Annotated in this window: 17 protein-coding genes; 13 read left to right on the forward strand and 4 right to left on the reverse strand. The window is 72.3% G+C overall.

Annotated features, from left to right (window positions below; all coding sequences use genetic code 11):
- Nucleotides 1-128: 128 nt before the first annotated feature.
- Both ACZ7LS_RS18870 and ACZ7LS_RS18875 read right to left on the reverse strand, forming a co-directional pair.
- Nucleotides 129-587 (reverse strand): hypothetical protein, encoded by a 459-nt coding sequence (locus ACZ7LS_RS18870; protein WP_471064935.1) that lies wholly within the window; start codon nt 585-587, stop codon nt 129-131.
- On the reverse strand, nt 584-1,378 hold the full coding sequence (locus tag ACZ7LS_RS18875) for a hypothetical protein (RefSeq protein ID WP_382520260.1): 795 nt from the start codon (nt 1,376-1,378) through the stop codon (nt 584-586). Before ACZ7LS_RS18875 ends, ACZ7LS_RS18870 begins: the two co-directional genes overlap by 4 nt.
- Nucleotides 1,379-1,920: 542 nt before the next feature.
- Between ACZ7LS_RS18875 and ACZ7LS_RS18880 the strand changes: the two genes are divergently transcribed.
- The 3 genes from ACZ7LS_RS18880 to ACZ7LS_RS18890 all read left to right on the forward strand — a co-directional run bounded on the left by ACZ7LS_RS18880 (nt 1,921) and on the right by ACZ7LS_RS18890 (nt 4,460).
- Nucleotides 1,921-2,877, forward strand: a complete 957-nt coding sequence (locus tag ACZ7LS_RS18880; protein ID WP_385135182.1) for a hypothetical protein — start codon at nt 1,921-1,923, stop codon at nt 2,875-2,877.
- 65 nt (nt 2,878-2,942) lie between these two features.
- Nucleotides 2,943-3,902: a helix-turn-helix transcriptional regulator gene (locus ACZ7LS_RS18885; RefSeq protein ID WP_385135184.1), complete on the forward strand. Its 960-nt coding sequence runs from the start codon at nt 2,943-2,945 to the stop codon at nt 3,900-3,902.
- A 342-nt stretch (nt 3,903-4,244) separates the two neighbouring features.
- A complete protein-coding gene (locus ACZ7LS_RS18890; protein ID WP_382520255.1) occupies nt 4,245-4,460 on the forward strand; it encodes an I78 family peptidase inhibitor in 216 nt (71 codons plus the stop codon).
- A 197-nt stretch (nt 4,461-4,657) separates the two neighbouring features.
- Here the strand turns inward: ACZ7LS_RS18890 and ACZ7LS_RS18895 are convergent, their stop codons facing one another.
- Entirely contained in the window at nt 4,658-5,656 is a 999-nt protein-coding gene (locus tag ACZ7LS_RS18895) for a phosphatase PAP2 family protein (RefSeq protein WP_385135186.1), read from the reverse strand.
- 445 nt (nt 5,657-6,101) lie between these two features.
- Between ACZ7LS_RS18895 and ACZ7LS_RS18900 the strand changes: the two genes are divergently transcribed.
- Nucleotides 6,102-7,841, forward strand: a complete 1,740-nt coding sequence (locus ACZ7LS_RS18900) for an MFS transporter (RefSeq protein ID WP_382873938.1) — start codon at nt 6,102-6,104, stop codon at nt 7,839-7,841.
- Nucleotides 7,842-8,015: 174 nt separating this feature from the next.
- A complete protein-coding gene (locus ACZ7LS_RS18905) occupies nt 8,016-9,257 on the forward strand; it encodes an acyl-CoA dehydrogenase family protein (RefSeq protein WP_382670913.1) in 1,242 nt (413 codons plus the stop codon).
- Nucleotides 9,258-9,293: 36 nt separating this feature from the next.
- Here ACZ7LS_RS18905 and ACZ7LS_RS18910 read toward each other — a convergent pair whose 3' ends face one another.
- Complete coding sequence (locus ACZ7LS_RS18910) at nt 9,294-9,728, reverse strand: cell division protein SepF (RefSeq protein WP_382520248.1); 435 nt, start codon at nt 9,726-9,728, stop codon at nt 9,294-9,296.
- Between the two features lie 237 nt (nt 9,729-9,965).
- Between ACZ7LS_RS18910 and ACZ7LS_RS18915 the strand changes: the two genes are divergently transcribed.
- The 8 genes from ACZ7LS_RS18915 to ACZ7LS_RS18950 all read left to right on the forward strand — a co-directional run bounded on the left by ACZ7LS_RS18915 (nt 9,966) and on the right by ACZ7LS_RS18950 (nt 23,235).
- On the forward strand, nt 9,966-11,165 hold the full coding sequence (locus ACZ7LS_RS18915; RefSeq protein WP_382671132.1) for a DUF5685 family protein: 1,200 nt from the start codon (nt 9,966-9,968) through the stop codon (nt 11,163-11,165).
- 377 nt (nt 11,166-11,542) lie between these two features.
- The gene (locus tag ACZ7LS_RS18920) at nt 11,543-13,645 is read left to right on the forward strand and encodes an FAD/NAD(P)-binding protein (protein ID WP_385135187.1); all 2,103 of its coding nucleotides are present in this window, start codon (nt 11,543-11,545) and stop codon (nt 13,643-13,645) included.
- Nucleotides 13,646-13,660: 15 nt separating this feature from the next.
- A complete protein-coding gene (locus ACZ7LS_RS18925) occupies nt 13,661-14,830 on the forward strand; it encodes an LLM class flavin-dependent oxidoreductase (protein WP_385135189.1) in 1,170 nt (389 codons plus the stop codon).
- Complete coding sequence (locus tag ACZ7LS_RS18930; RefSeq protein ID WP_382520243.1) at nt 14,827-16,170, forward strand: NtaA/DmoA family FMN-dependent monooxygenase; 1,344 nt, start codon at nt 14,827-14,829, stop codon at nt 16,168-16,170. The genes ACZ7LS_RS18925 and ACZ7LS_RS18930 overlap by 4 nt, the downstream gene beginning before the upstream one ends.
- Entirely contained in the window at nt 16,167-17,027 is an 861-nt protein-coding gene (locus tag ACZ7LS_RS18935) for a DUF1684 domain-containing protein (RefSeq protein ID WP_382520241.1), read from the forward strand. The genes ACZ7LS_RS18930 and ACZ7LS_RS18935 overlap by 4 nt, the downstream gene beginning before the upstream one ends.
- A 286-nt stretch (nt 17,028-17,313) precedes the next feature.
- Complete coding sequence (locus ACZ7LS_RS18940) at nt 17,314-18,396, forward strand: S1 family peptidase (RefSeq protein WP_385135191.1); 1,083 nt, start codon at nt 17,314-17,316, stop codon at nt 18,394-18,396.
- A 241-nt stretch (nt 18,397-18,637) separates the two neighbouring features.
- Nucleotides 18,638-22,168, forward strand: a complete 3,531-nt coding sequence (locus tag ACZ7LS_RS18945; RefSeq protein WP_385135193.1) for a DNA polymerase III subunit alpha — start codon at nt 18,638-18,640, stop codon at nt 22,166-22,168.
- Nucleotides 22,165-23,235: a DNA polymerase Y family protein gene (locus tag ACZ7LS_RS18950; protein WP_385135195.1), complete on the forward strand. Its 1,071-nt coding sequence runs from the start codon at nt 22,165-22,167 to the stop codon at nt 23,233-23,235. The genes ACZ7LS_RS18945 and ACZ7LS_RS18950 overlap by 4 nt, the downstream gene beginning before the upstream one ends.
- Nucleotides 23,236-23,291 lie beyond the last annotated feature (56 nt).

Raw genomic sequence — 23,291 nt, forward strand, 5'->3', positions numbered from 1 at the left:
TGACAAAGTAAGAAAGAAGAAATGCAGAGCGAGGAGGTGAGGAAAAGGAAAACGGGGACCACGTTGGAAATGGTGGTTTTGTTGGACGGGCTTCCCCCCCCCCCCCCCCCCCACCGCTCTCGGCGCGGTCATCTGCCCCGGCGGGGGCCCGGGGGAAGGGCGGGGGGAAGCGCCGCCTGAGCCGGCCGTCCCGAGTGCTGCCGTGGATCACGCTGCCAGGACCCGGGGTACGGCGTATGCCCGAGTCCTGAGTGGGCGCCGTACCCGCCACGCGCGGCGTGCAGTCCGGTGCCGAAGGCCGTGAAACCGAGGTTCTCCTCATTGCTGCGGTCACCGGGCAGTGCCCTGAAGGACCGGCGGAACTCGGAGTACAGCGCGTCGTAGATCGGGGTCGTGGAGAACCCGTCGGCGACATCCTGCGCGGGGCGCATGGAAGGGATATGGCTCTGGTATTGCTGGCGGGTGGGGTCGTATGAGTGCACGTACGTGCCAACGACCCCGCTGCCCGTCGGATGCGGGCTGTCCTGGGAATTCGCCGTCGCCGGGGTGCGGTACGGCGGGCGGGCGCGGCGCGTGGCCTCGGTCACGTGCCGGCCAGCGGCATCGCCGCGGCGACCAGCTTGCCGTTGGCCGCGGCCTTCTCCAGGGCGTCGCGCAGCAGGTCCTCGCGGGGCTGCTGGCCGATGGAGCCGACCGGCGCGGCGAAGACCAGGACGGTGTGCGACTTGTTGGCGGCGGTCCGCCAGCCCTCGGTCACCTGGAGCGGCTGATGGGCCTGCCACCACGCGGTCGGGGTGCCGCCGCCGGTCCCCGGCTGGAGTACGGCGTGCAGTTGCCCCATGGCGAGCAGCACCGACCAGCCGGGCAGCTGGGCGGGCACCTGGTTCAGATCACCGAGCGGCTGGAAGCCCTGCTCGATGAGGAGCGGCAGGAACTCGTCGATGGTGGCCTCCGAGCCGGGCCGGACGATCGGGGCGGTCGGCTCGACGACCAGCGCGGGGTGCAGATCGCCCTCGATCAGCACCAGACCGCTGGTGACCCCGAGCACGGCCTGGTTGGAGCCCGCGGCGGGCACTCCCCGCGCTCCCTCGGGCTGGGGGTCGCCGCCGGTGATCGACCGGACCGCCCCCTGGAGCTGGTCCTCGGCGACCTGGACGACCTGGGAGGGAATGCAGGTGGCGTGGGCGAAGGCGAGCACGGCGGTCTCGTCGCCGACGAACAGCACGGTGCTGGTCCGCTCCTGTTCGGAGTCGCCGGGGGTCCGGCAGGACGTGCAGTCGTAGCTGCCCGGGGAGTTCTCGCCGGAGAGCAGCCGGTCGGCTTCTTCGTCGCCGATCTCGGCGCGTACGTCCTCGCTGACATCGAGCATGCGCGGCACGGGTGGCTCCTCGAACTCGGTGCGTGGGCCGGGCTGTTCCCGGCTCGTACAGAAGACAACGGGCGAGCCGTCGCCCGGGTCACGCGCGAAGGGGTACGGAATCGAACCATCCCGGGCGGCGCGTGAGCCGTCGGCCGGAACGGCGCGGTACGGCCCAACATCTGCCGGGCGAAAGGCAGTTGATTCGGTACGCCGAAGCGCGGATCCGCGTGCGGACAGATGGACAGGTCGACAAATCGGGAAATCAGCGAATCAATGGGGTGGCTGAATCTCATTGCTCCCTTCGGTGGCCCGGCGCCCCGTCCGTGTGGCACGCGCGCGGCGTCCGGGGGCGAGTCCACGCGGTTCGCCCCGTCCGGCGCGAGTCCGGCCGGTTCGCCGGTGCCGTATCGGCGCGTGAACGTACGGATCTGTTCCGACTCGGCACCATGTGGGTCGTTTCCGCGTCTACCCAGTCGGCATCCCCCCACTCGGCCCGGACCGTGACCGGCGCAAACCGCGAGGACCGGGGCCGCAGATGTGATCCGAAAGGGCAGAACCGTATGACCAGCAGACCCATCGGGCGGCGGGCGTCGCCCGCCGTGTGCACCGCCGACTGCGTCGCCGACTCGGCGGGGGGAATCACCTTCGACATCACGGGCACGGCCCGCCCCGGCGCGACGCTGGTGCTGCGCCGCCGCGCGGGCGACGACGGGGCGCCCGGCAGTGGTGCGCGGGGTGGCGATGGGCGGGGTGGCGGCGACGACGAGGTACGGCTGCCGCTGACCGGTCCCGCCGCCGTCGGCGGGGCCGGGACGACGCGGCTGCGCGCCGTCCTGCCCAGCACCGTCGAACTGGCCGAAGGGCACTGGGACATCTTCACGGGCGCCTCGGGCGACCAGCCCGTGCGGCCCGGGATCAGGGACGTACGGGCGCTGATCGACCGGGTGCCGGGGGCGGGCCCGGTCGCCGCCCGTGTCCCGTATCCCACCGCGGACGGCCGGCTCGCCCTCAGGACCTGGCTCCGCGCACCGCACGCCGAGGCCGGGACGGTCCGCTGCGAGCCGGCCGGGATGTCGGTCGAGGGCGTGCTGTACGGAGCCGGGCTGGGGGAGCACGCGCGGGCCGAGGCCCGGCTGCGCGGCGGCGACCGTACGCACCGGGTGGCCGTGACCGGCCGGGGCGGGGTGTTCGCCTTCACCCTGCCGTACGGACCGCTGGCCGGAGCGCCGGGCGAGCGCGGTGGGCCGGGCGGGCGGAGCATGCCGGGCCAGGACCGGTGGCACTGGGATCTGTGGCTGCTGCCCGCGCCGGACGCCACCGGCATACGGATCTCCCGCATCCTCGACGACATCTGGGACAAGCGGGCCATTCATGTCTATCCGGCACACCGCGTCCCCGCGGCGCACGGCACGGACGGCTGGCTGGCCGCGCCCGGCTACACCCAGGACAACGACTTCTGCGTACGGCTGGACCCCGTGCCCGTGCCCGCCGCGCCCGTGCCGACGTCGACACGCTGACCGGCGCGGACCGGTTCCGGGCTCGCGGACAGAAGCTGTCCGCGAGGGTTGCCAGACTCGGGCCCATGTTGGAGACCTCGGCACGACTGCTGCGTCTGCTCTCACTGCTCCAGGCCCACCGCGAGTGGTCGGGCGCCGACCTCGCGCACCGGCTCGGCGTCACCCCGCGCACCGTACGGCGTGATGTCGACCGGCTGCGCGAACTCGGCTATCCGGTCAACGCCAGCCCCGGCACGGGCGGCGGCTACCAGCTCGGCGCGGGGGCCGAGCTGCCGCCGCTGCTGCTGGACGACGAGGAGGCCGTCGCCGTCGCCGTCGGCCTGCGCACCGCCGCGGGCAACGGCGTGGAGGGCATGGGCGAGACCTCCGTACGCGCCCTGGCGAAGCTGGAGCAGGTGCTCCCGAACCGGCTGCGGCGCCGGGTCGGCGCCCTCAGCACCTTCACCGTGCCGATGCTGCGCGGGCCCCGGGGATCCCTGGCCGACCCCGGCGTCCTCACCGAACTGGCCAACGCCTGCCGGGACAGCGAGCGGCTGCGCTTCGCCTACCGTGACCACGAGGACTCCGTCACCCGCCGCGCCGTCGAGCCGCACCGGCTGGTGTGCACGGAACACCGCTGGTATCTGGTCGCCTGGGACCTGGACCGCGCCGACTGGCGTACGTTCCGGGTGGACCGGATCACGCCCACGCCGCCGCACGGACCGCGCTTCACCCCGCGTACCCCGCCCGCCGAGGACCTCGCCGCGTATGTCTCACGGGGCGTCTCCACCCGGGCCTACGCCACGGCGGCCGTGATCCGGCTGCGCGTGTCCGCCGCGGAGGCGGCCCAGGAGGTGTCACCGTCCACGGGCGTCCTGGAGGCGGTCGACGAGCACAGCTGTCTGCTGCGCGCCGGGGCGGCGAGCCTGGATGTGATGGCGATCCACCTGGCACTGCTCGGCTTCGACTTCGAGGTGATCGAGCCACCGGAGCTGACCGGCCACATCAGGACCCTGCGGGACCGGCTGTCGCGCGCCCTCGGCTGACATGCCCGCGCCGGCGGGAACGTACGGGTATGGGTACGTGTCGGCGGGCGGCGGATTGTGCGGGGGACTCGTGAATTCCTCAACGGTCCATCAATTGATTTCCGAGGTCGGCCGGAAAACGACGGCCGCGGGCGGTGGAATTCCGGGCGGCCTATTTATGTGATCTTCGAGGTATGGAATTTCTAAGAAGTCGGATGTGAAGGGGCCGTAAGAGTGACGCGGTTCGCATCCGGAGCGCGTCGGAACCTGTGACACAAGTGTGACCGCGGAGAGACGAGAAGCATACGGGTGAGGTATCCGATCGCCTTCCTTCGACCGTCCCCGGCGCCTACGGTGAGTGGTATGTCACCGATACCGACTCCACCCCGACAGCCCGACGACGCCCCCGAGTCCTATGTCGGACTCGACTCCGAGAGCGCCGGACGGCGCGCCCGCGAGCGCGGCTGGACCACCGTCAGGTCGCTGCCCCCGGGCTCGATCATCACCATGGAGTTCGTCGCGGGCCGGCTCAACTTCGAGGTCGAGGCGGGCCGGGTCATCCGCTGCTGGCTCGGCTGACCGGCGGGCCCCGCCCCGGGCTCCTGACGGGCTCCCGACGGCTCCCTGACGGCCTTCCGGCCGACGGTCCTCCGGGCGGGGCCCAGGGCACCGCACCCGTACCGCACCGTACGGATGAAGGCCCCGGCCGGAGCCGGGGCCTTCATCCGTACGCGGGGTGGGGCCGTGCGTACCGTCCCCGCGGTCCCCGGGGGCGGTCAGCCGCCCGTCATGGGCCGCGAGTGCCCCGGCCGACGGCTGCCGGCCGGGGTGATCGGCGTACGCTCCGAGCGCACCGTGTGCGGCTTCGTCTGGGTGAGCTGACCCGTGCCCGTGACGGTGCCGGCGGTGCGGCCGGCACCGGGGTGGCCGCCGTGACCTGCCCCGATGGGCCCGCACGGCGGCTCGTCACCCAGCGCCGCCTCGTGCGGGACCGGTGCGGGCCGCGGGCCCCCGGAGGCGACCGGGGTCGACGGCGTGGTCCTGCGGCGCGCGCGCCACCGTTCGCGGACCGCGAAGATCGTCAGCTCGGCCCGGCCGATCAGCGGCTCGAAGAGCGGCAGCGCCAGCAGGATCAGCAGCCCCGCGGCCCAGCCGAGCAGCACATCGCTCAGCCAGTGCGTACCGAGGTAGACGGTCGTCGCGCCGACCCCCAGGGCGACCACGGCCGACATGACCGACAGATAGCGCCTGGCCCGGGGAGTGGTGGCCAGATAGGCCAGGATTCCCCAGGTCACCACGGCGTTGGCGGTGTGGCCCGAAGGAAATATATCGCCGCCCGCGAAGAGCTCGGCCGAGCCGATCTGCGTCGCGTAGTGGGGGCCGAGCCGGCCCAGGCCGAGCTTGACCGCCCCGACGGTCACGTTGAGCAGCAGCAACGCCGTGCCGAGGGCCAGCAGCGGCCGCAGCGTGTGCTGCCGCCAGGAGCGCCAGCCCAGCCAGGCCGCGATCATCACGGCCGTGGGGCCGCGCTGCCCCAGCACCACGAAGTAGTCGAGGAAAGGATGCAGTTCCGGCCATTGCTGATAGGGCCGGAAGAGCATGACCTTCCAGTCGAGGATCACCAGCGAGGACGAGACGAGCACGGCAACGACGATGGCGAGATAGAACGCCAGCGTCCCGCCGAAGAGAGCCTTGCGGGTGCGGCTCATCCGCGGGATCTCTATCTTCGGCGGTTCCGGCTCCCGGTCCAGACGGGCAAAGATGTCGGTACGCACCCAATCGACGTTACAGCGAGTGAGCGAGTGAACAGGTCGATCCGGTCTCTTTGTGATGACGATGTGATGTGGAGTGCGTCTCGGAGAGTGGTTTATCAGCGGGCGTTCCGGAAATCGAAGGGACCTTCGGCCCTATTAATGGACACGCCCTTACCGGAACCGTCTTTGTGCGGAACAGAATTAGTTCACCGTGGCGTCGCACGGAATTTCCCTCCCGCTCGTGCGCGCCCGGGGCCCGGCCCCGGCCGGTGGGAGTGGCGTGTCACTCCACCCGAGTGGCGTACGCCACACTGGTCGGCCGGACCGGTGAGAGATGCGCCACGCGCCACGCACGTCCACTCGCGTACGCTGGCGGCTCACTCGCCCGTCGATGCCGGGCCGCTCCGAGGGACCCCGTGTCCCCGTTGGCCCGCCGAGCGCGAGGGACGCATTGGGAGGTACTCAGATGTCCGGGAGCACCACGGCCGGCGCACGGCTGCGCGCGGCCGGGGTCCGCGGGGGTGCCAACCGCTGGGTCGTCCTGGTCGTCCTCTGTGTGAGCCTGCTGCTGGTCGCGCTCGACGCGACCGTGCTGCATGTCGCCGTCCCGGCGGTCACGGCCGACCTCAGGCCCAGCGGTGTCGAGCTGCTCTGGATCGTGGACGCGTATCCACTGGTCTGCGCCGCGCTGCTGATCCTCTTCGGCACACTGGGCGACCGCGTCGGAAGACGCCGGGTCCTGCTCATCGGCTACGCGCTCTTCGGGGTGGCCTCGGCCGTCGCGGCCCTCGCCGATACGCCGCTGGTGCTGATCGCGGCGCGCGCCCTGCTCGGGGTCGGCGGCGCGATGATCATGCCCGCGACGCTCTCCATCCTGCGCGACGTCTTCCCCGACCGGCGCGAGCGCGCCATGGCCATCGGCGTCTGGACGGCGGTCGCCGCCATCGGGGCGGCCCTCGGCCCGGTGCTCGGCGGCTTCCTCGTCGAGCACTTCTGGTGGGGCTCGGTCTTCCTGGTCAATCTCCCGCTGCTGGCGCTCCTGCTGCCGCTCGGCCGGCTGGTGCTGCCCGAGTCGAAGGGCTGTGGGGACGGGCCCTGGGACGTGCTCGGCGCGCTGATGGCCGCCGCCGGAGTGCTCGGGGTGGTCTTCGGGGTGAAGCGGCTCGGCGCCGGTGAGGGGCCGCTCGGCCCCGAGACCCTCGGCCCGCTCTGCGTCGGCGCGGCCCTTCTCGTCCTCTTCGTCCGCAGGCAGCGGCGCAGGGCGCATCCGCTGATCGACATGCGGATGTTCGCCAGGCCCACGTTCTCCGTCTCCGTCGGCTGCATCGTCCTCGCCATGCTGGCGCTGGTCGGCCTGGAGCTGATCGCCGTCCAGTACCTCCAGCTGGTGCTCGGGCTCAGTCCGCTGGAGACCGGTCTGCGGCTGCTGCCGCTCACCTTCGCCGCCATGGCCGCGGGGGTCACCGGCTCGGTCACACTGCGCCGGGTGGGGCCGCGCCGGATGGTGGCCTGGGGCTTCGTCCTGACCGCGGGCGCCGTGCTGCTGCTGGTGCTGATGGGCCAGCACGACCGGCCGGGGCTGCTGACCGCGGGGTTCGTCCTGCTCGGTTTCGGGCTTCAGACCACGCTCTTCGGCGCGTACGAGTCGATGCTCAGCGAGGCTCCGGCGGATCAGGCGGGCGGCGCCGCGGCCATCGGGGAGACCTCGTACCAGCTGGGCGCGGGCATGGGGATCGCCCTGCTCGGCAGCGTGATGAACGCGGTGTACGCGCCCGCGCTGGCGTCGGTGAAGGGGGTGCCCGCGTCGGCCGGTTCGGCGGCCTCCGACTCGCTCGGTGAGGCCTACGAGGTGGCCGCCCGGCTCGGCGGACCGGCGGGGGAGAGCCTGCGTATGGCCGCGCGCCACTCGTTCGTCCACGGTCTGCACGTCACGCTGTTCGTCAGCGCGGGGCTGCTGCTGCTCGGCGCGCTGGCCGCGCTGCGGCTGCCGAGGATCATGGAATGCGCGTCTCACGCGCCTCAGGAGACGCGCGAGACGCATGAGGCGCATGAGGCGCGCGAAGAAGCGTCCGAAGAGGTGCCGGAGTCCGGGGAGACGCGGCCGTCCCGCCCGCAGGAGCGACGGCCTCCCCACCCGCGCAGAGCGCCGACGGCGGCCCGTGAGTCCTCGGAGGCGGCGGTCCCGGCGGGCCGCGCCTCCCGTTAGGCGTCCCGGCGTACGCACCCGCGTCGGGGCGCGCCGGTACGGCTGACGCGCGGACGCGGCGACCGGGGTGCGTCTGGACGCGCGGCACGCTGCGTCGTACGGTCGTCACCGAGCCGTAACTAGCGCCGCTAGTTACCGCCCGTCAGAGCCGTGCGAGCCGCCGGAGGCCGTCCCATGTCCGCACCGTCCGCACCGTCCGCACCGTCCGCGTCGTCGGTCGCCAAGCCCCCGCCCTTCGACCCTGGCGACCCCCTCGGCCTCGACGATCTGCTCGAACCGGAGGATCTCGCGATCCGGGACACCGTACGGACCTGGGCCGCCGACCGGGTCCTGCCGCACATCGCCGAGTGGTACGAACGCGGCGAGCTGCCCGTCATCCGTGAGCTGGCCCGGGAACTCGGCGGGCTCGGCGCGCTCGGGATGTCCCTGACCGGGTACGGCTGCGCCGGTGCCACCGCCGTCCAGTACGGACTCGCCTGTCTGGAGCTGGAGGCCGCCGACTCCGGGATCCGCTCCCTCGTCTCCGTGCAGGGCTCGCTCGCCATGTACGCGATCCACCGCTTCGGCTCCGAGGAGCAGAAGCGGCGCTGGCTGCCCGGCATGGCCGCGGGCGAGATCATCGGCTGTTTCGGACTCACCGAGCCCGACCACGGCTCCGACCCGGCCGGAATGCGTACCCACGCCAAGCGGGACGGCACCGACTGGGTGCTCAACGGCCGCAAGATGTGGATCACCAACGGCTCGGTGGCGGGGGTCGCCGTCGTCTGGGCGCGGACCGACGAGTCCAGCCCCTCGGGCCCCGCCATCCGCGGCTTCCTCGTCCCGGCGGGCACCCCCGGATTCTCGGCCCCGGAGATCACCCACAAGTGGTCACTGCGTGCGTCGGTCACGAGTGAACTGGTCCTCGACGACGTACGGCTGCCCGCCGACGCCGTCCTGCCGGAGGTCATCGGACTGCGCGGTCCGCTGAGCTGTCTGAGCCACGCGCGGTACGGAATCGTCTGGGGTTCGATGGGCGCGGCGCGTGCCAGTTTCGAGGCGGCGCTTCAGTACGCCAGGACCCGGGAGCAGTTCGGCCGGCCGATCGGCGGCTTCCAGCTCACCCAGGCCAAGCTGGCCGACATGGCCCTCGAACTGCACAAGGGCATCCTGCTCGCCCACCATCTGGGGCGGCGCATGGACGCGGGCCGGCTCCGCGCCGAGCAGATCAGCTTCGGCAAGCTCAGCAATGTGCGGGAGGCGATCGAGATCTGCCGTACCTCGCGGACCGTCCTCGGCGCCAACGGGATCTCGCTGGAGTATCCCGTGATGCGCCATGCGACGAATCTGGAGTCGGTGCTCACGTACGAGGGCACCGTCGAGATGCATCAGCTCGTGCTGGGCAAGGCGCTCACCGGCCTCGACGCCTTCCGGTGACCCCGTCGGTACCGGGCGAACCGGTGAGCGCCCTGCTCAGCTCTGGTTGAAGAAGCCGTCCTTGCCGTGGCCCGCGGCCTCACCGGTGACGATCTCGGTGTCGGCGGGGCTCAGCAGGAAGACCCGGGTGGCCACGCGGTCGATCGAGCCGCGGAGCCCGAAGATCAGCCCGGCGGCGAAGTCCACCACGCGCTTGGCGTCGGCGGGCTCCATGGCCGTGAGGTTCATGATGACCGGGGTGCCGGCCCGGAAGAGCTCGCCGATGGTCCGGGCGTCCCGGAAGCTGTCCGGGGAGACGGTGGCGATTCTGCGGTCCTGCTCCGGGGCGGCTTCGGCGACGACCCGTACGCGCGGGTCGGTCCGCCAGTTGTCGCCGTTCTCCGCACTCTCGGCGTACTCGTCGTCGTAGTAACGCTCGTCGTTGTCCTCGACGAGGCCCAGCCAGGCACTCGCCTTGCGCACCGATCCCATGGACGCCTCCTTTCACCGCGGTCACATGACGTTCCCTATCCCTATGGTCGACCATCATGCGGATCCCGCGCCAAGGGGATAGTCGGCGCGCAGATGATTCGTGACGGTACTGGTGCAGAAGATGTGGCGGTTCGTCAAGGTTCTTCCAGCGTACAGGGCCTGAGTCGGTACAAAATATTACGTTCCGGCCAGATGGGTGAGGCTGGGGACGTACGGGTGAACCGCTCGCTCGGTACGATGCGTCACGCACTTGTGAACGACTCTCGGGGGACTGTCGTGTTCGGAATCGTCAGACCATGCGCGCACCGGCTCGCCGACGGGCTCAGAACCGAGTGGATGGCCCATCTCTGCGGACTCTGTCTGGCACTTCGCGCGGACCACGGGCAGTTCTCCCGGGTCGTCACCAACTACGACGGGCTGATCGTCTCGGTTCTGACGGAGGCTCAGACCGAACGCGCCGCGCGGCAGCGGCGTACCGCGGGCCCCTGCCCGCTGCGCGGCATGCGTACGGCGCCGATAGCCAGCGGCGAGGGCGCGCGGCTCGCCGCCTCCGTGTCACTGGTGCTCGCCTCGGCGAAGATCCGGGACCACGTCGCGGACGGGGACGGGCTGTTGGGGCGCCGGCCGCTGGCCGCCGCCGCGCGCCGGGTCGCCCACGGGTGGGACAGGGCGGGCGCTCGCACCGGCGCGGAGCTGGGGTTCGACACGGCCGTCCTGGTCGACGCCGTCGAACGGCAGCAGGGGATCGAGGCGCTGGCCGGTTCCGGTACCCCTCTGCTCGCCGTCACCGAGCCGACCGAGACGGCGACCGCCGCCGCCTTCGCGTACACCGCCGTACTGGCGGGCCGGCCGGGCAACAGCGCCCCGCTGGCCGAGGCCGGCCGGCTCTTCGGGCGGCTCGCGCATCTGCTGGACGCCGTGGAGGACCAGCCGGCCGACGCCGCGTCGGGCGCGTGGAATCCGCTCACCGCGACCGGTACGTCCCGGGCGGAGGCGCGGCGGCTCGCCGACGACGCGGTGCACGGCATCCGGCTCGCGCTGCGGGACGCGGAGTTCACCGACGGCAGGCTGGCGCATGTGCTGCTGGCGCACGAACTGCGCGCCTCGGTGGACCGCGCTTTCGGCACGACGGCCTGTGCGCACGAAGGGCATGACGGACCGGGCACCCCGGCCGGCCCGGGGGGTCCGGTCCGTCAGGACGGAGGGCTGCCACCCGGCTTCGGGCAGCCACCGCCGGGGCCGGGCAAGCGCGGGTTCCTGGCCGGCTGCGCGGTCTTCGCCGGGCTGTGCTGTACCTGCAGAATCTGTTGTGCGGACGAGTACGAGGGCCCTTGGTCACGCAAGAAGCGTGAGGGCTGCTGCGACCGGTCCGACTGCTGCGACTGTTGTGATGGCTGCGACTGTTGTGACGCCTGTAGTTGCTGCGACTGCGGCTGACGGGCGGCCGTGCGAGGGGAGGGGGAAGCGTGGCGCTCTGCGTGTGAAGGCACGCGGTAAACGGCGCGCGGGCGCCGGAAGTACGGGGAGGCCGTGCAGGGCGTCAGCTCAACAGGAAGAGGACCACACGCGACCGAAGTCGATGTGGGAGCGCGTGACCAGCCACTGCTGCGAATACATGAGCCAAGTGGAACAGGCATCCGTTTCCGCGTCAACCAAGCTGAGACGGTCGGCTCACAGTACGGACAAGCTTGACAACTGACCGTACACACCACTTAGCCTCGTACGGACAAGTGGATCGTGCTGAGGGGCCGGTCCGCCTGCGTTTTCTGTGAAGGCACTCCCGTGTTCGATCGCTGTATCCACGGAGCCTTCGCATGCCTGTGTCCTCGGTCACCGTCCGCACCCCGTCCATGACCCCAGCTGTCGTCGTGGTCGGAACAGGCCCGCGCGGCACGGGTTTTCTGGAGCGCATCGCCGCCAACGCGCGCTCCCTGTACGACGGTCTGCCGCTGGACATCCATCTCGTGGACCCGCATCCGCCGGGTGCCGGGCGGGTCTGGCGCCGTGATCAGTCGCCGCTGCTCTGGATGAACTCCATGGCCGAGGACGTGACCATGTTCACCGATGACACGGTGGCCCTGGCCGGTCCTGTACGGCACGGACCCGCGCTGCACGAGTGGGCGCGGGACATCAGGGAGGGCAGGGCGCGGCTCTCCGCGGAGTCGGAGGCGGCCGAGGCGGCCGCGGAGGCGCTCGCTCCGTCCGGGTCCGGGCTCCGCGCCGAGATCGCCGCCCTCACCGGCCAGACCTTCCCCAGCCGCCGGGTGCAGAGCGCCTATCTGAGCTGGGTGTACGAACAGACCGTCGCCGCCCTGCCGCCCGGGGTCACCGTCCACCAGCACCGCACCGACGCCGTGCGCGTCAGCGGCCCGCGCGGCGGACGCCAGCGCGTCTGGCTTGCGGACCGTACCGAACCGCTCCTCGCCGACCTCGTCGTGCTGACCCTCGGCCATCTCGACGCCGAACCGGACGCGGAACAGGTGGAGTTGAGCCGCTTCGCCGAAGCGCACGGACTGGTCCATCTGCCGCCCGACTTCACCGCCGACAGTGATCTGTCGGCGCTGCCCGCCGGTGAACCCGTCCTCGTCCGCGGCTTCGGACTCGCCTTCGTCGATCTGATGGTGCTCGTCACCGAAGGGCGCGGCGGACGTTACTCGGGCAGCGCCGGCCACGACGACGGGGAGCTGGTCTACCACCCCTCGGGGCGCGAACCGGTCCTGTACGTCGGATCGCGGCGCGGTGTCCCGTACCACTCCAAGATCGGCTACGGGCTGGACGGCGAGCGGCCCCCGCTGCCCCGCTTCCTCGGGCCCGAGCAGATCGAGGCGCTGCTGAGCCGGCCGGTGCCGCCCGACTTCCGGCGCGATGTCCGGCCGCTGATCGACAAGGAACTCGGCTTCGCTTACTACCACCGCCTGTTCACCGCGCACCCCGAGCGCACCCGCGTCGACTGGACCGACTTCGAGGAGAAGTACGCCGCCGTCGATCCCGGCGGCCCCGAGCTGGAGGCCCTGGTCGGCGCGGCCGTACCCGACCCCGCCGACCGGCTCGATCTCGCCGCCCTCGACCGGCCGCTGGACGGGCTGCGCTTCCCCTCGTACGACGCGCTCCAGGACGGGCTGCGCGACTACATACGCGCGGATCTCGGCCGAAGACACGACCCGGCCCACAGCGCGGACCTCGCCGTCTTCCTCGGGCTGCTCTCCGTCTACGGCCAGCTGATCCGCCTCGGCGACCTCGGTGATTCCGGCGGCAGCTGGCACGGCTTCTTCAGCTATGTCGCCTCCGGCCCGCCGGGGCCCCGGCTGCGCCAGCTGCTCGCGCTCTCCCGGGCCGGCGTCGTCCGCTTCCTGGGCGCGGACATGTCGGTCGAGACCGACGGGCGGCGGGGGATCTTCCGGGCGGGCAGCGCGGTCGTACCGGGGGAGTACGTCGAGGCGCGCGCACTCGTCGAGGCCCGGCTGCCCGACCCCTCGCCCGAACGCACCCGGAGCCCGCTGCTGCGCGCGCTGTACGAGGAGGGGGCCGCGGCGGTCTCGGCGGGGCTGGTCCGGGTCGATCCCGACGACGGGCGGCTGCTGGAGCGCGACGGCACCCCGCATCCCCGCCGCTTCGCTCTCGGTCCGAACACCACCGCCCGGTCCAGCGGCGCCTTCACCCGGCCGCGTACCGGAGGCCCCGCGTTCCGGCAGAACGACGCCACCGCGCGGGCCGCGCTCACCCTGCTCGCCGGCCTCGCGCGGCCGCCGGCCACACCGCCTCCGGCCACACCGCCTCCGGCCACACCGCCTCCGGCCACACCATCTCCGGCCACATCACCTCCGGCCACACCGCCTCCGGCCGTACCGCCCGCGGGCGCACCGTCCACGGCCGCTTCGGCTCCTCGACCACCGGACGGGCAGCCCGTCCGAAGCTGAAAGGCAAGGCCCGCCATGTCCGCCACCCGGCCTCCGCACCGACCTCGGCACACTCCACGACTCACCCCGCAGCTCACTCCGCAACTCAGCCCGGAGCACCGCCCGCCGTATCGCCCGTCGCACCGGCCGCTGTATCTCGCCGCCGAGATCGGCGGTCAGCGGGCCTACGACGCCGCGTGGTACGTCGAACTCGCCCGGCTCGCCGAGCGGGGCGCGCTCGACTTCGTCACGCTCCAGGACTCCTTCGCGCGCCCCGGCCTCGACGCGCTCGCCGTGCTCTCCCGGGTCGCGCCCGCGACCGAACGCATCGGGCTCGTGCCCACCGTCACCACCACCCACACCGAGCCGTTCCATGTCTCGGCGGCCGTGGCCACCCTGGACTGGGTGAGCCGTGGCCGGGCCGGCTGGCTGGTCGATGTGTCCACCACCCCGGCGGAGGCCCGGCTGTTCGGCCGCCGCCCCGCCGCTCCCGCTCCCGCCCTGTGGCAGGAGGCCGGCGAGGTGGCCGATGTGGCCGCCCGGCTCTGGGACAGCTGGGAGGACGACGCCGAGATCCGCGACATATCGACAGGGCGCTTCATCGACCGCGACAAGCTGCACTACGTCGACTTCGAGGGCGCCACGTTCACGGTCCGCGGCCCGTCCATCGTGCCGCGCCCGCCGCAGGGCCACCCCGTCACCGTGGTCGACGTGACCGGGGGACACAGCGGGGAGAGCGCCGCGCGCCACGCGGATGTCGTCCTGGTGGGGGCCGGCCGGCCCGACGAGGCGGCGGCGGTACGGGAGACGCTCCGGGCACGGGCCGCCGGTCACGGCCGTGACCCCGACACGCTGCGGGTGCTCGCCGCGCTCACCATCGATCTCGGCGACGGCGAACGGCCGGGGGAGCCCGGTCTGGAGAGCGCGCCGCGCACCACCGCGGGCGACACCGGGCCGCACTACCGCGGCGGCCCCGTCGATCTCGCCGACCTGATCACCACCTGGCATGGCACCGGCGCCGTGGACGGCTTCCACCTCACGCCCGCCGAGCCGCGGCGCGATCTCGAACGGCTCGTCAACGGGACGGTGGCGCTGCTCCAGCACCGCAGTCTGTTCCGCACCTTCCATCCGGGCGGCACGCTCCGCGAACATCTGAGCCTCGCACGCCCGGCCAACCAGTACGCGTCCGCCGGGGGAACCTCATGACGACCGACACCTCCCGTACCGCCCGCCACCGGATCCATCTCGCCGCGCACTTCCCCGGGGTCAACAGCACCACCGTATGGACCGATCCCCGCTCCAGGTCCCAGATCGACTTCTCCTCCTTCGAGGCGCTGGCCCGTACGGCGGAGCGCGGGAAGTTCGACTTCTTCTTCCTGGCCGAGGGGCTGCGGCTGCGCGAGCACAAGGGCCTCGTCCACGACCTGGACGTGGTCGGCCGCCCCGAATCCCTCACCGTGCTCAACGCGCTGGCCGCCGTCACCGACCGGCTCGGTCTCGCCGCCACCGTGAACGCCACCTTCAACGAGCCCTACGAACTGGCCCGCAGGCTCGCCACCCTCGACCATCTCAGCGCGGGCCGCGCGGCCTGGAACGTGGTGACGTCCTCGGACGCCTTCACCGGGGAGAACTTCCGGCGCGGCGGCTATCTCGACCGCGCCGACCGCTACACCAGGGCCGCCGAGTTCGTCGCGACCGCGCGGGAGCTGTGGGACTCCTGGACGCCGCCGGCGCCGGGCGTCCCGTACGGCACACCGCGCCCGTTCGCCCACTCCGGGCGGCAGTTCGAGATCGAGGGGGAGTTCACCGTCCCGCGCTCCCCGCAGGGGCACCCGGTGATCATCCAGGCGGGCGACTCGGCGGAGGGCCGGGAGTTCGCCGCCTCCGCCGCGGATGTCGTCTTCACCCGGCACGGCACTCTGGAGGCGGGCCGCGAGTTCTACGCCGACACCAAGTCCCGGCTGGCGAAGTACGGCAGGGACCCGGACGATCTCAAGATCATGCCGGGGGTCACCTATGTCCTCGGCGACAGTGACGCGGAGGCGCGGGAGCGGGCCGCCGAGATCCGCGCGCAGCAGGTCTCCCCGCAGAACGCGATCCTCGCCCTGGAGCAGGTCTGGGGGCGGGACCTCTCGGCGTACGACCCGGACGGGCCGCTGCCCGGGATCGATCCGGACCCGGACTCCTCGCTGGTCCAGGGCCGGGTGCGGGCCGGTGATCCGCTCGCGGTCGCCGCCAAGTGGCGGGCGCTGTCCGAGGCCAAGGGGCTCTCCATCCGGCAGACCGTCATCGAGACCACCGCGCGGCAGTCCTTCATCGGCACCCCGGAGAGCGTCGCCGAGAGCCTCGACACCTTCGTCAGGACCGGGGCGGCGGACGGTTTCATTCTCGTGCCCCAGCTGACCCCGGGGGGTCTGGACGACTTCGTGGACCGGGTCGTGCCGCTTCTCCAGGAGCGCGGGGCCTTCCGTACGGAATACGAGGGCACCACCCTGCGCTCACATCTGGGGCTTCCCGTACCTGAATGGAAGGGGTCAGCAGCATGAGCACGGACGTATCCGCCGTATCCCCGGTATCCGATGTATCCGATGTATCCGCGGAGTCCGCCACCGCCGCGCAGGACTGGGAGAGTTGGCGCGAGCGCCGTACGGCCACGGTCTCGGCGCCGTACGGACCGCTCTCGCTCACCGGCACGCACTGGCTCGCCGACTATCCGGAGGGTCAACTTCCGGGTATTCCCGGGGTGTGGCGCGCGGACGAGGGCAACGAGGGCGCGGACGAGGTGGTGCTGACGGCGGCGGACGGAGACGGTCTGACCGCCGACGGCCGGCCGCTCGCCGGGGAGATCCGGCTGACGGCGGACAGCGGTCCGTTCGAGGAGTCCCGGATCGCGGCCGGCGGGCGCAGGCTCGTCGTGCTGCGCCGCGAAGGGCTCTGGGCCGTCCGCGCCTTCGACCCGGAGTCCGCCGCGCGGCGCGCGTTCCGGGGCATCGAGGCGACGCCCTACGACCCGGACTGGACGCTGCCGGGCCGCTTCCGGCCGTACGGCACGAGCCGCACCGTCCGGGTCGAGAACGCCGACGGGAGGGAACGGGGCCTCGGGCTCGGCGGTGAGATCGTCTTCACCGTCGACGGTACGGAGCACACCCTCCAGGTCGCGATCGAGGCGGACGGCTCGCTCTGGGCGGTCTTCGCCGACACCACGAGCGGGAAGGGGAGTTACCGTTTCCGCTTTCTGCGGCCCGCCGCCCCGGCGGCGGACGGGACGGTGACGGTCGACTTCAACCGTTCCCTGCTGCCGCCGTGCGCCTTCGCGGACCACTTCATCTGCCCGTTCCCGCCGCCCGGCAACACCCTCCCGATCGCCGTACCGGCGGGTGAGCGCGACCTGCTGCCGAGTTGACGGCGGTCGGCCAGGCGCGGATCGAGCCAGGGGAACAGGGGCGATTTCAAGACAGGACTAGTCCTCACCCGTTGATGACGCGGTGATCGCACCGGGTGTTCGCATATGGAACTGCCCTTGCGGGGAAGCGGTCGGCCGGTGACGCGGTGTACCAGGGACGCCGCGAGCGTCCGTCCTGAAGTCGACCTTGTGTGTTACTGGTCAGTCTCGGAATAGTGGGCGCCTCAACCTCCGTGTCAGGTACACCCCACATGGCCTGACGCGGTCCCCCCACAGGAGGCTGACGTTGAATCATCGGCGTATATCCAAGAAGCGAGTGACGATGGCGGGAGGTGCCGCGGTCGCTCTGGTACTCGCGGGTGTCACCTTCCAGACTGCGAACGCCAGTGAGAGCACACCCCGGTTCACGGTGAAGTCGCTGACCGCCACGGCGGCCGGAACTCTCGCGTCCACCCTGGACGACACCCTGGGCGCGGACGCGGCCGGCACGTACTACGACGCCGAGTCGAAGGCGCTCGTGGTCAATGTCGTCAACGAGCGTGCGGCCGAGACCGTACGCCAGGCCGGCGCCAAGGCCAGACTGGTTCAGAACTCCCTGGCCGAGCTGAAGAACGCCCGGCAGACCCTCGCGGACCGGGCGACCATCCCGGGCACGTCGTGGGCCGTCAACCCGGTGACCAACAAGGTGGTCGTCACGGCCGACCGTACGGTCAAGGGCGCGTCCTGGGACAAGCTCAGCGGTGTGGTGAAGACGCTCGGCGACAAGGCCGAGCTGAAGAAGACGGCCGGGGAGTTCAAGCCCTTCGTCTCCGGCGGTGACGCCATCACGGGCGGCGGCGGGCGCTGCTCGCTCGGCTTCAACGTGGTCAAGGACGGCGCGCCGTACTTCCTGACCGCCGGGCACTGCACGGAGTCCATCCAGACCTGGTCGGACGCGCAGGGCACCGAGATCGGGACGAACGAGGGCTCCAGCTTCCCGGACAACGACTACGGCCTGGTCAAGTACACCGCCGAGGTGGAGCACCCGAGCGAGGTGAACCTCTACAACGGCAGCACGCAGGCGATCACGCAGGCCGGTGACGCGACCGTCGGCCAGCAGGTGACCCGCAGCGGTTCCACCACCCAGGTGCACGACGGTGAGGTCACCGGGCTCGACGCCACCGTGAACTACGGCGGCGGCGACATCGTCAACGGGCTCATCCAGACCTCGGTCTGCGCCGAGCCGGGCGACAGCGGCGGCTCGCTCTTCTCGGGCGACACCGCGCTCGGGCTGACCTCGGGCGGCAGCGGTGACTGCTCCTCGGGCGGTGAGACGTTCTTCCAGCCGGTGCCGGAGGCGCTCGCCGCGTACGGTGCCGAGATCGGCTGACCGAACCCGCTGAGAGGAGGGGCCCGGTCCACCACAGTCCGTGGTGGACCGGGCCCCTCCGGGCGTTCACGGCGCCGCCGTCCCCTGGTGTCGGCGCAGGTGGGAAGGGTTCGCGCGGCCGATGGGGCGACCGGTGCCCGGCCCTCGCGGCAGTATCGTACGCACGTTCGAAACTTGGTCTATGGTGGAGAGGCGGGGGAGGTGAGAGCGGACTGAGAACGGACTGATCCAGGAGGTGCGGATGCCCGGCTTCACGCATCTGCGCACCGTCTCCGGGTACTCCCTGCGGTACGGGGCCTCCCACCCGGAGCGGCTGGCCGCGCGCGCCGCCGAGCGGGACATGGACGCCCTCGCCCTGACCGACCGCGACACCCTCGCGGGCGCGGTCCGCTTCGCCAAGGCGTGCGCCGCGGAGGGGATACGGCCGCTCTTCGGGGTGGAGCTGGCGGTGGGCGAGCGAGCGCGCGAAACAGGCCCGGCCGGGCGCAGGCGTACGCCCGTGCGCGGCGGCGCCTTCATCGACGAGTCCGCGCCCCGCGCGGTCTTCCTCGCCCGCGACGGCGCGCGGGGCTGGGCGGAGCTGTGCCGGCTCGTCTCCACCGCGCACGCCTCGGCGGACACCGGGCACGCTTCGGGGAGCGGCGCGCACAGCGGCGGCGGTCCGCTGCTGCCCTGGCGGGACAACTTCGGCACGGGCCTCACCGTGCTGCTCGGACCCGGCTCCGAGATCGGCCGCGCCCTCGCGGCGGGCCGCCCCGACCGGGCCGCCCGGCTGCTCGCGCCCTGGCGGGAGATCTACGGCGACGCGCTCCGGCTGGAGGTCGTGCACCACGGGCGTACGGGCACGGGCCCCGGCTCGCTGCGGCACGCCGCCCGTACCCTCGGCTTCGCCACCGAGCAGGGCGTACGCGCGGTGCTCAGCAACGCCGTGCGCTACGCCGACGCCGGGCAGGGCCCGGTCGCCGATGTCCTCGACGCGGCCCGCAGGCTGGTCCCCATCGACCCGCGCCGGGGGCTGGACAGCGGGGAGCGCTGGCTCAAGGACCCGGCGGGGATGGCGCGTACCGCCGAGCTGGTCGCCGAGGCCGCCGGATTCCGCCGCGACACCGCGCACCGGCTGCTCGCCCTGACCGAGGAGACCGCCGCCGGCTGTCTGGTCGACCCCGAGGACGATCTGGGGCTCGGCACCGTCCACTTCCCCGAACCGCGGCTGGTCGGCGCGGACCGCCGTACCGCCGGGCGGGTGCTGCGCTCGCGCTGCGCCGCCGGGATGGTGCTGCGCGGCTACGACCGGCGCCGCGACCACCGGACGTACTGGGCCCGGATGGACGCCGAGCTGCGCACGATCGAGGAGCTCGGCTTCGCCTCCTACTTCCTCACGGTCGCCCAGGTCGTCGACGACGTACGGGGCATGGGCATCCGGGTCGCCGCGCGCGGCTCGGGCGCGGGCTCCCTGGTCAACCATCTGCTGGGGATCGCCCACGCCGACCCGGTCGCGCACGGACTGCTGATGGAACGTTTTCTCTCCACCCGGCGGCGCGGACTCCCGGACATCGACATCGATGTGGAGTCCGCGCGACGGCTGGAGGTCTACCGGGCGATCCTCGACCGCTTCGGCCCCGAACGGGTCGCGGCCGTCGCCATGCCCGAGACCTACCGGGTCCGTCATGCCGTACGGGACGTGGGCGCCGCGCTCTCCATGGACCCGGCCGAGATCGACCGGATCGCCAAGTCCTTCCCGCACATCCGGGCCAGGGACGCCCGCGCCGCGATGGAGGAGCTGCCCGAACTGCGGGGGCTGGCCGGGGAGCTGCGCCGGGACGGGGCGAAGCACGGCCGGCTGTGGGAGCTGGTGGAGGCGCTGGACGCGCTGCCGCGCGGGGTCGCCATGCACCCGTGCGGAGTGCTGCTCTCGGACGCCTCGCTGCTGCGCCGTACCCCGGTGATGCCGACCAGCGGCGAGCACTTCCCCATGTCGCAGTTCGACAAGGAGGACGTCGAGGAGCTGGGGCTGCTCAAACTCGATGTGCTGGGCGTACGGATGCAGTCGGCGATGGCGCACGCCGTCGGGGAGATCGAACGGGCCACCGGCGAGCGGCTGGACATCGACGACCCGGAGCAGGTGCCGGAGGGCGACCCCGAGACCTACCGGCTGATCCAGTCCGCCGAGACCCTGGGCTGCTTCCAGATCGAGTCGCCCGGCCAGCGCGATCTGGTCGGCAGGCTCCAGCCCGCCACCTTCCACGATCTGGTGGTCGACATCTCGCTCTTCCGGCCGGGGCCGGTGGCCGCCGACATGGTGCGGCCGTTCATCGAGGCCAGACACGGCCGCGCGCCCGTCCGCCACCCCCATCCCGACCTGGAGGAACCGCTGCGTGAGACCTATGGCGTGGTCGTCTTCCACGAGCAGATCATCCGGATGGTGGACATCATGACCGGCTGCGGCAGGGAGGAGGCGGACAAGGTACGGCGAGGGCTGTCCGACCCGGGGTCGGGGCCCCGGATCCGCGCCTGGTTCGAGCGGCGGACGCGGCGGAGGGGATACACGCCCGAGGTCGTCGCGCGGACCTGGGAGATCATCGAGGCGTTCGGCTCGTACGGCTTCTGCAAGGCGCACGCCGTCGCGTTCGCCGTACCGACCTATCAGTCGGCCTGGCTCAAGGCGCACCATCCGGCCGCCTTCTACGCCGGGCTGCTCACCCATGATCCGGGGATGTATCCGAAGCGGCTGCTGCTCGCGGACGCGCGGCGGCGGGGGGTGCCGGTGCTGCCGTTGGATGTGAACCGTTCGACGGTCGCTCATAGAATCGAACTGGTGTCTGATGGTGGGGCCTCGGGGGCCGGTAGGGCCGGTGGTGTCTGGGGGGTGCGGCTGGCGCTCTCCGACGTTCATGGCATCAGCGAGGCGGAGGCGGCCCGGATCGAGGCGGGACAGCCGTACTCCTCGCTGCTCGACTTCTGGCAGCGGGCCAGACCGGCCCGGCCGGTGGCCGAACGGCTCGCGCAGGTGGGCGCGTTGGACAGGTTCGGCGCCAACCGGCGCGATCTGCTGCTGCATCTGTCCGAACTGCACGGAGCGCAGCGGAGAGCGGGCGCGTACGGAGACCAGCTCCCGCTGGAGGGCGGACGGCGCACCGCCCCCGCCGGGCTGCCCGACCTGGGGGACGCGGAGCGTCTCAGCGCCGAGCTGGGTGTCCTCGGCATGGACGCCTCCCGCCATCTGATGGGAGACCACTACGCGTTCCTGAAGGAGCTGGGGGTGATGTCGGCCAAGCGGCTGCGGGAGGTGCCGCACGGCAGGACCGTGCTGGTCGCGGGCGCCAAGGTGGCGACCCAGACCCCGCCGATCCGCTCCGGCAGGCGGGTCATCTTCACGACGCTGGACGACGGTACGGGCCTGGTCGATCTGGCCTTCTTCGACGACAGCCACGAGGCGTGCGCGCATACCGTCTTCCACTCCTGGCTGCTGCTGGTGCGCGGGGTGGTGCAGCGGCGCGGTCCGCGGAGTCTGAGCGTGGTGGGCGCGGCGGCCTGGAATCTGGCGGAGCTGGTGGAACTGCGCGAGAAGGGCGGGCTGGACGCGGTCGCGGCCGCGCTGGACGCGCCCCCGGCACCGGCGTCGTCTTCGGGCGGTCCCCAGGGGGACGACGGCCGGCGCATCCATCTGCCCACGGGCTATGAGATGAACCCCTGGGCGGACCTCAAGCCGCCCGGCGAAGGGCTGCCGACCGGACGGAAACTGTGGCACTCCAGCCCGGGGAGCGCGGGATGATCCTCTGCATACGGTTCCACTCCGGCCCGGAACCCCAGGGGAGGCCGGAACCCCAGGGAAGGCCGGAACCGCAGGGAAGGCCGGAACCGCACGGGGCCCGGGGGAGGCCGGAACCCCGGGGCGGGGGCGGGGCCGAGGCGACGCTGCCCGCGCTGGTCGGACTGATCGAGGACATCAGCCCCGCCGTCCAGGCGCTGCCGCCGGACACCGCGCTCGTCGATGTGCGCGGTGCGGAACGGTACTTCGGACAGGACGCCACCGGGATCGCCTCCGTACTGCGGGTCCGCGCGCTCGCGCACCTCGGCACCGGCTGCACGATCGGGGTGGCCCCCACCCCGATGCTGGCGCGGATGGCCGCGCGCCGGGCCACGCCGGGCACGACGTTCGTGGTGGCGGACGACGAGCGCGCGGTCGAGCGGTTCCTGGAACCCGGCCGGGTCGGCGAACTGCCCGGCATCGGCGCCGCGACGGCCCGCGCGCTGCGCGCGTACGGACTCGACACCATCGGGAAGACCGCGGCCGTGCCGCTGTCGACACTCCAGCGGATCACCGGGGTGCGGATGGGGCGTGAACTGTACGAGAAGGCCCACGGCGTGGACCGTACGGGGGTCGCCCCGAACGCCGCCGCCCGCTCGCTCGCCGCCGAACGGACCTTCTTCCGCGACGAGCTGGACCAGGAGCGGCACCGGCGCGCGCTGCTCTCGATCACCGAGGAACTGGGCGTCCGGATGCGCGGCACGGACCAGGTGTGCCGCTCGCTGACACTCACCGTGCGGTACGCGGACCGCTCCACGACCACCCGTACGCGCGCGCTGCCCGAGCCGACCGCCCACTCGGCGGCGCTCGCCGGCGTCGCGTACCGGATCCATGAGTCGCTCGGGCTGCAACGGGCGCGCGTACGGGCTCTCTCGGTACGGGCCGAAGGGCTGGTCCCGGCCGGACAGGCCACCCAGCAGCTGACGTTCGACCCGGTGGACGACCGGGCCCGCCGGATCGAGGCGGTGGCCGACCGGGCCCGAGCGAAGTTCGGCCCGCGCGCGATCGTGCCGGGGTCGCTGGCCGCGTAGCGCCGTCACCCGTCACCCGCCTCCGGCGGCTCTCCGGCGGCTCTCCTGCCTCTTGG

Source organism: Streptomyces sp. NPDC039430 (assembly GCF_055639435.1).

Excerpts from the sequence above, each read along its gene's own strand:
- ACZ7LS_RS18880 (WP_385135182.1), top strand. The coding sequence starts at position 1,921 with ATGACCAGCAGACCCATCGGGCGGCGGGCGTCGCCCGCCGTGTGCACC.
- ACZ7LS_RS18885 (WP_385135184.1), top strand. The coding sequence starts at position 2,943 with ATGTTGGAGACCTCGGCACGACTGCTGCGTCTGCTCTCACTGCTCCAG.
- ACZ7LS_RS18890 (WP_382520255.1), top strand. The coding sequence starts at position 4,245 with ATGTCACCGATACCGACTCCACCCCGACAGCCCGACGACGCCCCCGAG.
- ACZ7LS_RS18900 (WP_382873938.1), top strand. The coding sequence starts at position 6,102 with ATGTCCGGGAGCACCACGGCCGGCGCACGGCTGCGCGCGGCCGGGGTC.
- ACZ7LS_RS18905 (WP_382670913.1), top strand. The coding sequence starts at position 8,016 with ATGTCCGCACCGTCCGCACCGTCCGCACCGTCCGCGTCGTCGGTCGCC.
- ACZ7LS_RS18910 (WP_382520248.1), bottom strand. The coding sequence starts at position 9,728 with ATGGGATCGGTGCGCAAGGCGAGTGCCTGGCTGGGCCTCGTCGAGGAC.
- ACZ7LS_RS18915 (WP_382671132.1), top strand. The coding sequence starts at position 9,966 with ATGCGTCACGCACTTGTGAACGACTCTCGGGGGACTGTCGTGTTCGGA.
- ACZ7LS_RS18920 (WP_385135187.1), top strand. The coding sequence starts at position 11,543 with ATGCCTGTGTCCTCGGTCACCGTCCGCACCCCGTCCATGACCCCAGCT.
- ACZ7LS_RS18925 (WP_385135189.1), top strand. The coding sequence starts at position 13,661 with ATGTCCGCCACCCGGCCTCCGCACCGACCTCGGCACACTCCACGACTC.
- ACZ7LS_RS18930 (WP_382520243.1), top strand. The coding sequence starts at position 14,827 with ATGACGACCGACACCTCCCGTACCGCCCGCCACCGGATCCATCTCGCC.
- ACZ7LS_RS18935 (WP_382520241.1), top strand. The coding sequence starts at position 16,167 with ATGAGCACGGACGTATCCGCCGTATCCCCGGTATCCGATGTATCCGAT.
- ACZ7LS_RS18945 (WP_385135193.1), top strand. The coding sequence starts at position 18,638 with ATGCCCGGCTTCACGCATCTGCGCACCGTCTCCGGGTACTCCCTGCGG.
- ACZ7LS_RS18950 (WP_385135195.1), top strand. The coding sequence starts at position 22,165 with ATGATCCTCTGCATACGGTTCCACTCCGGCCCGGAACCCCAGGGGAGG.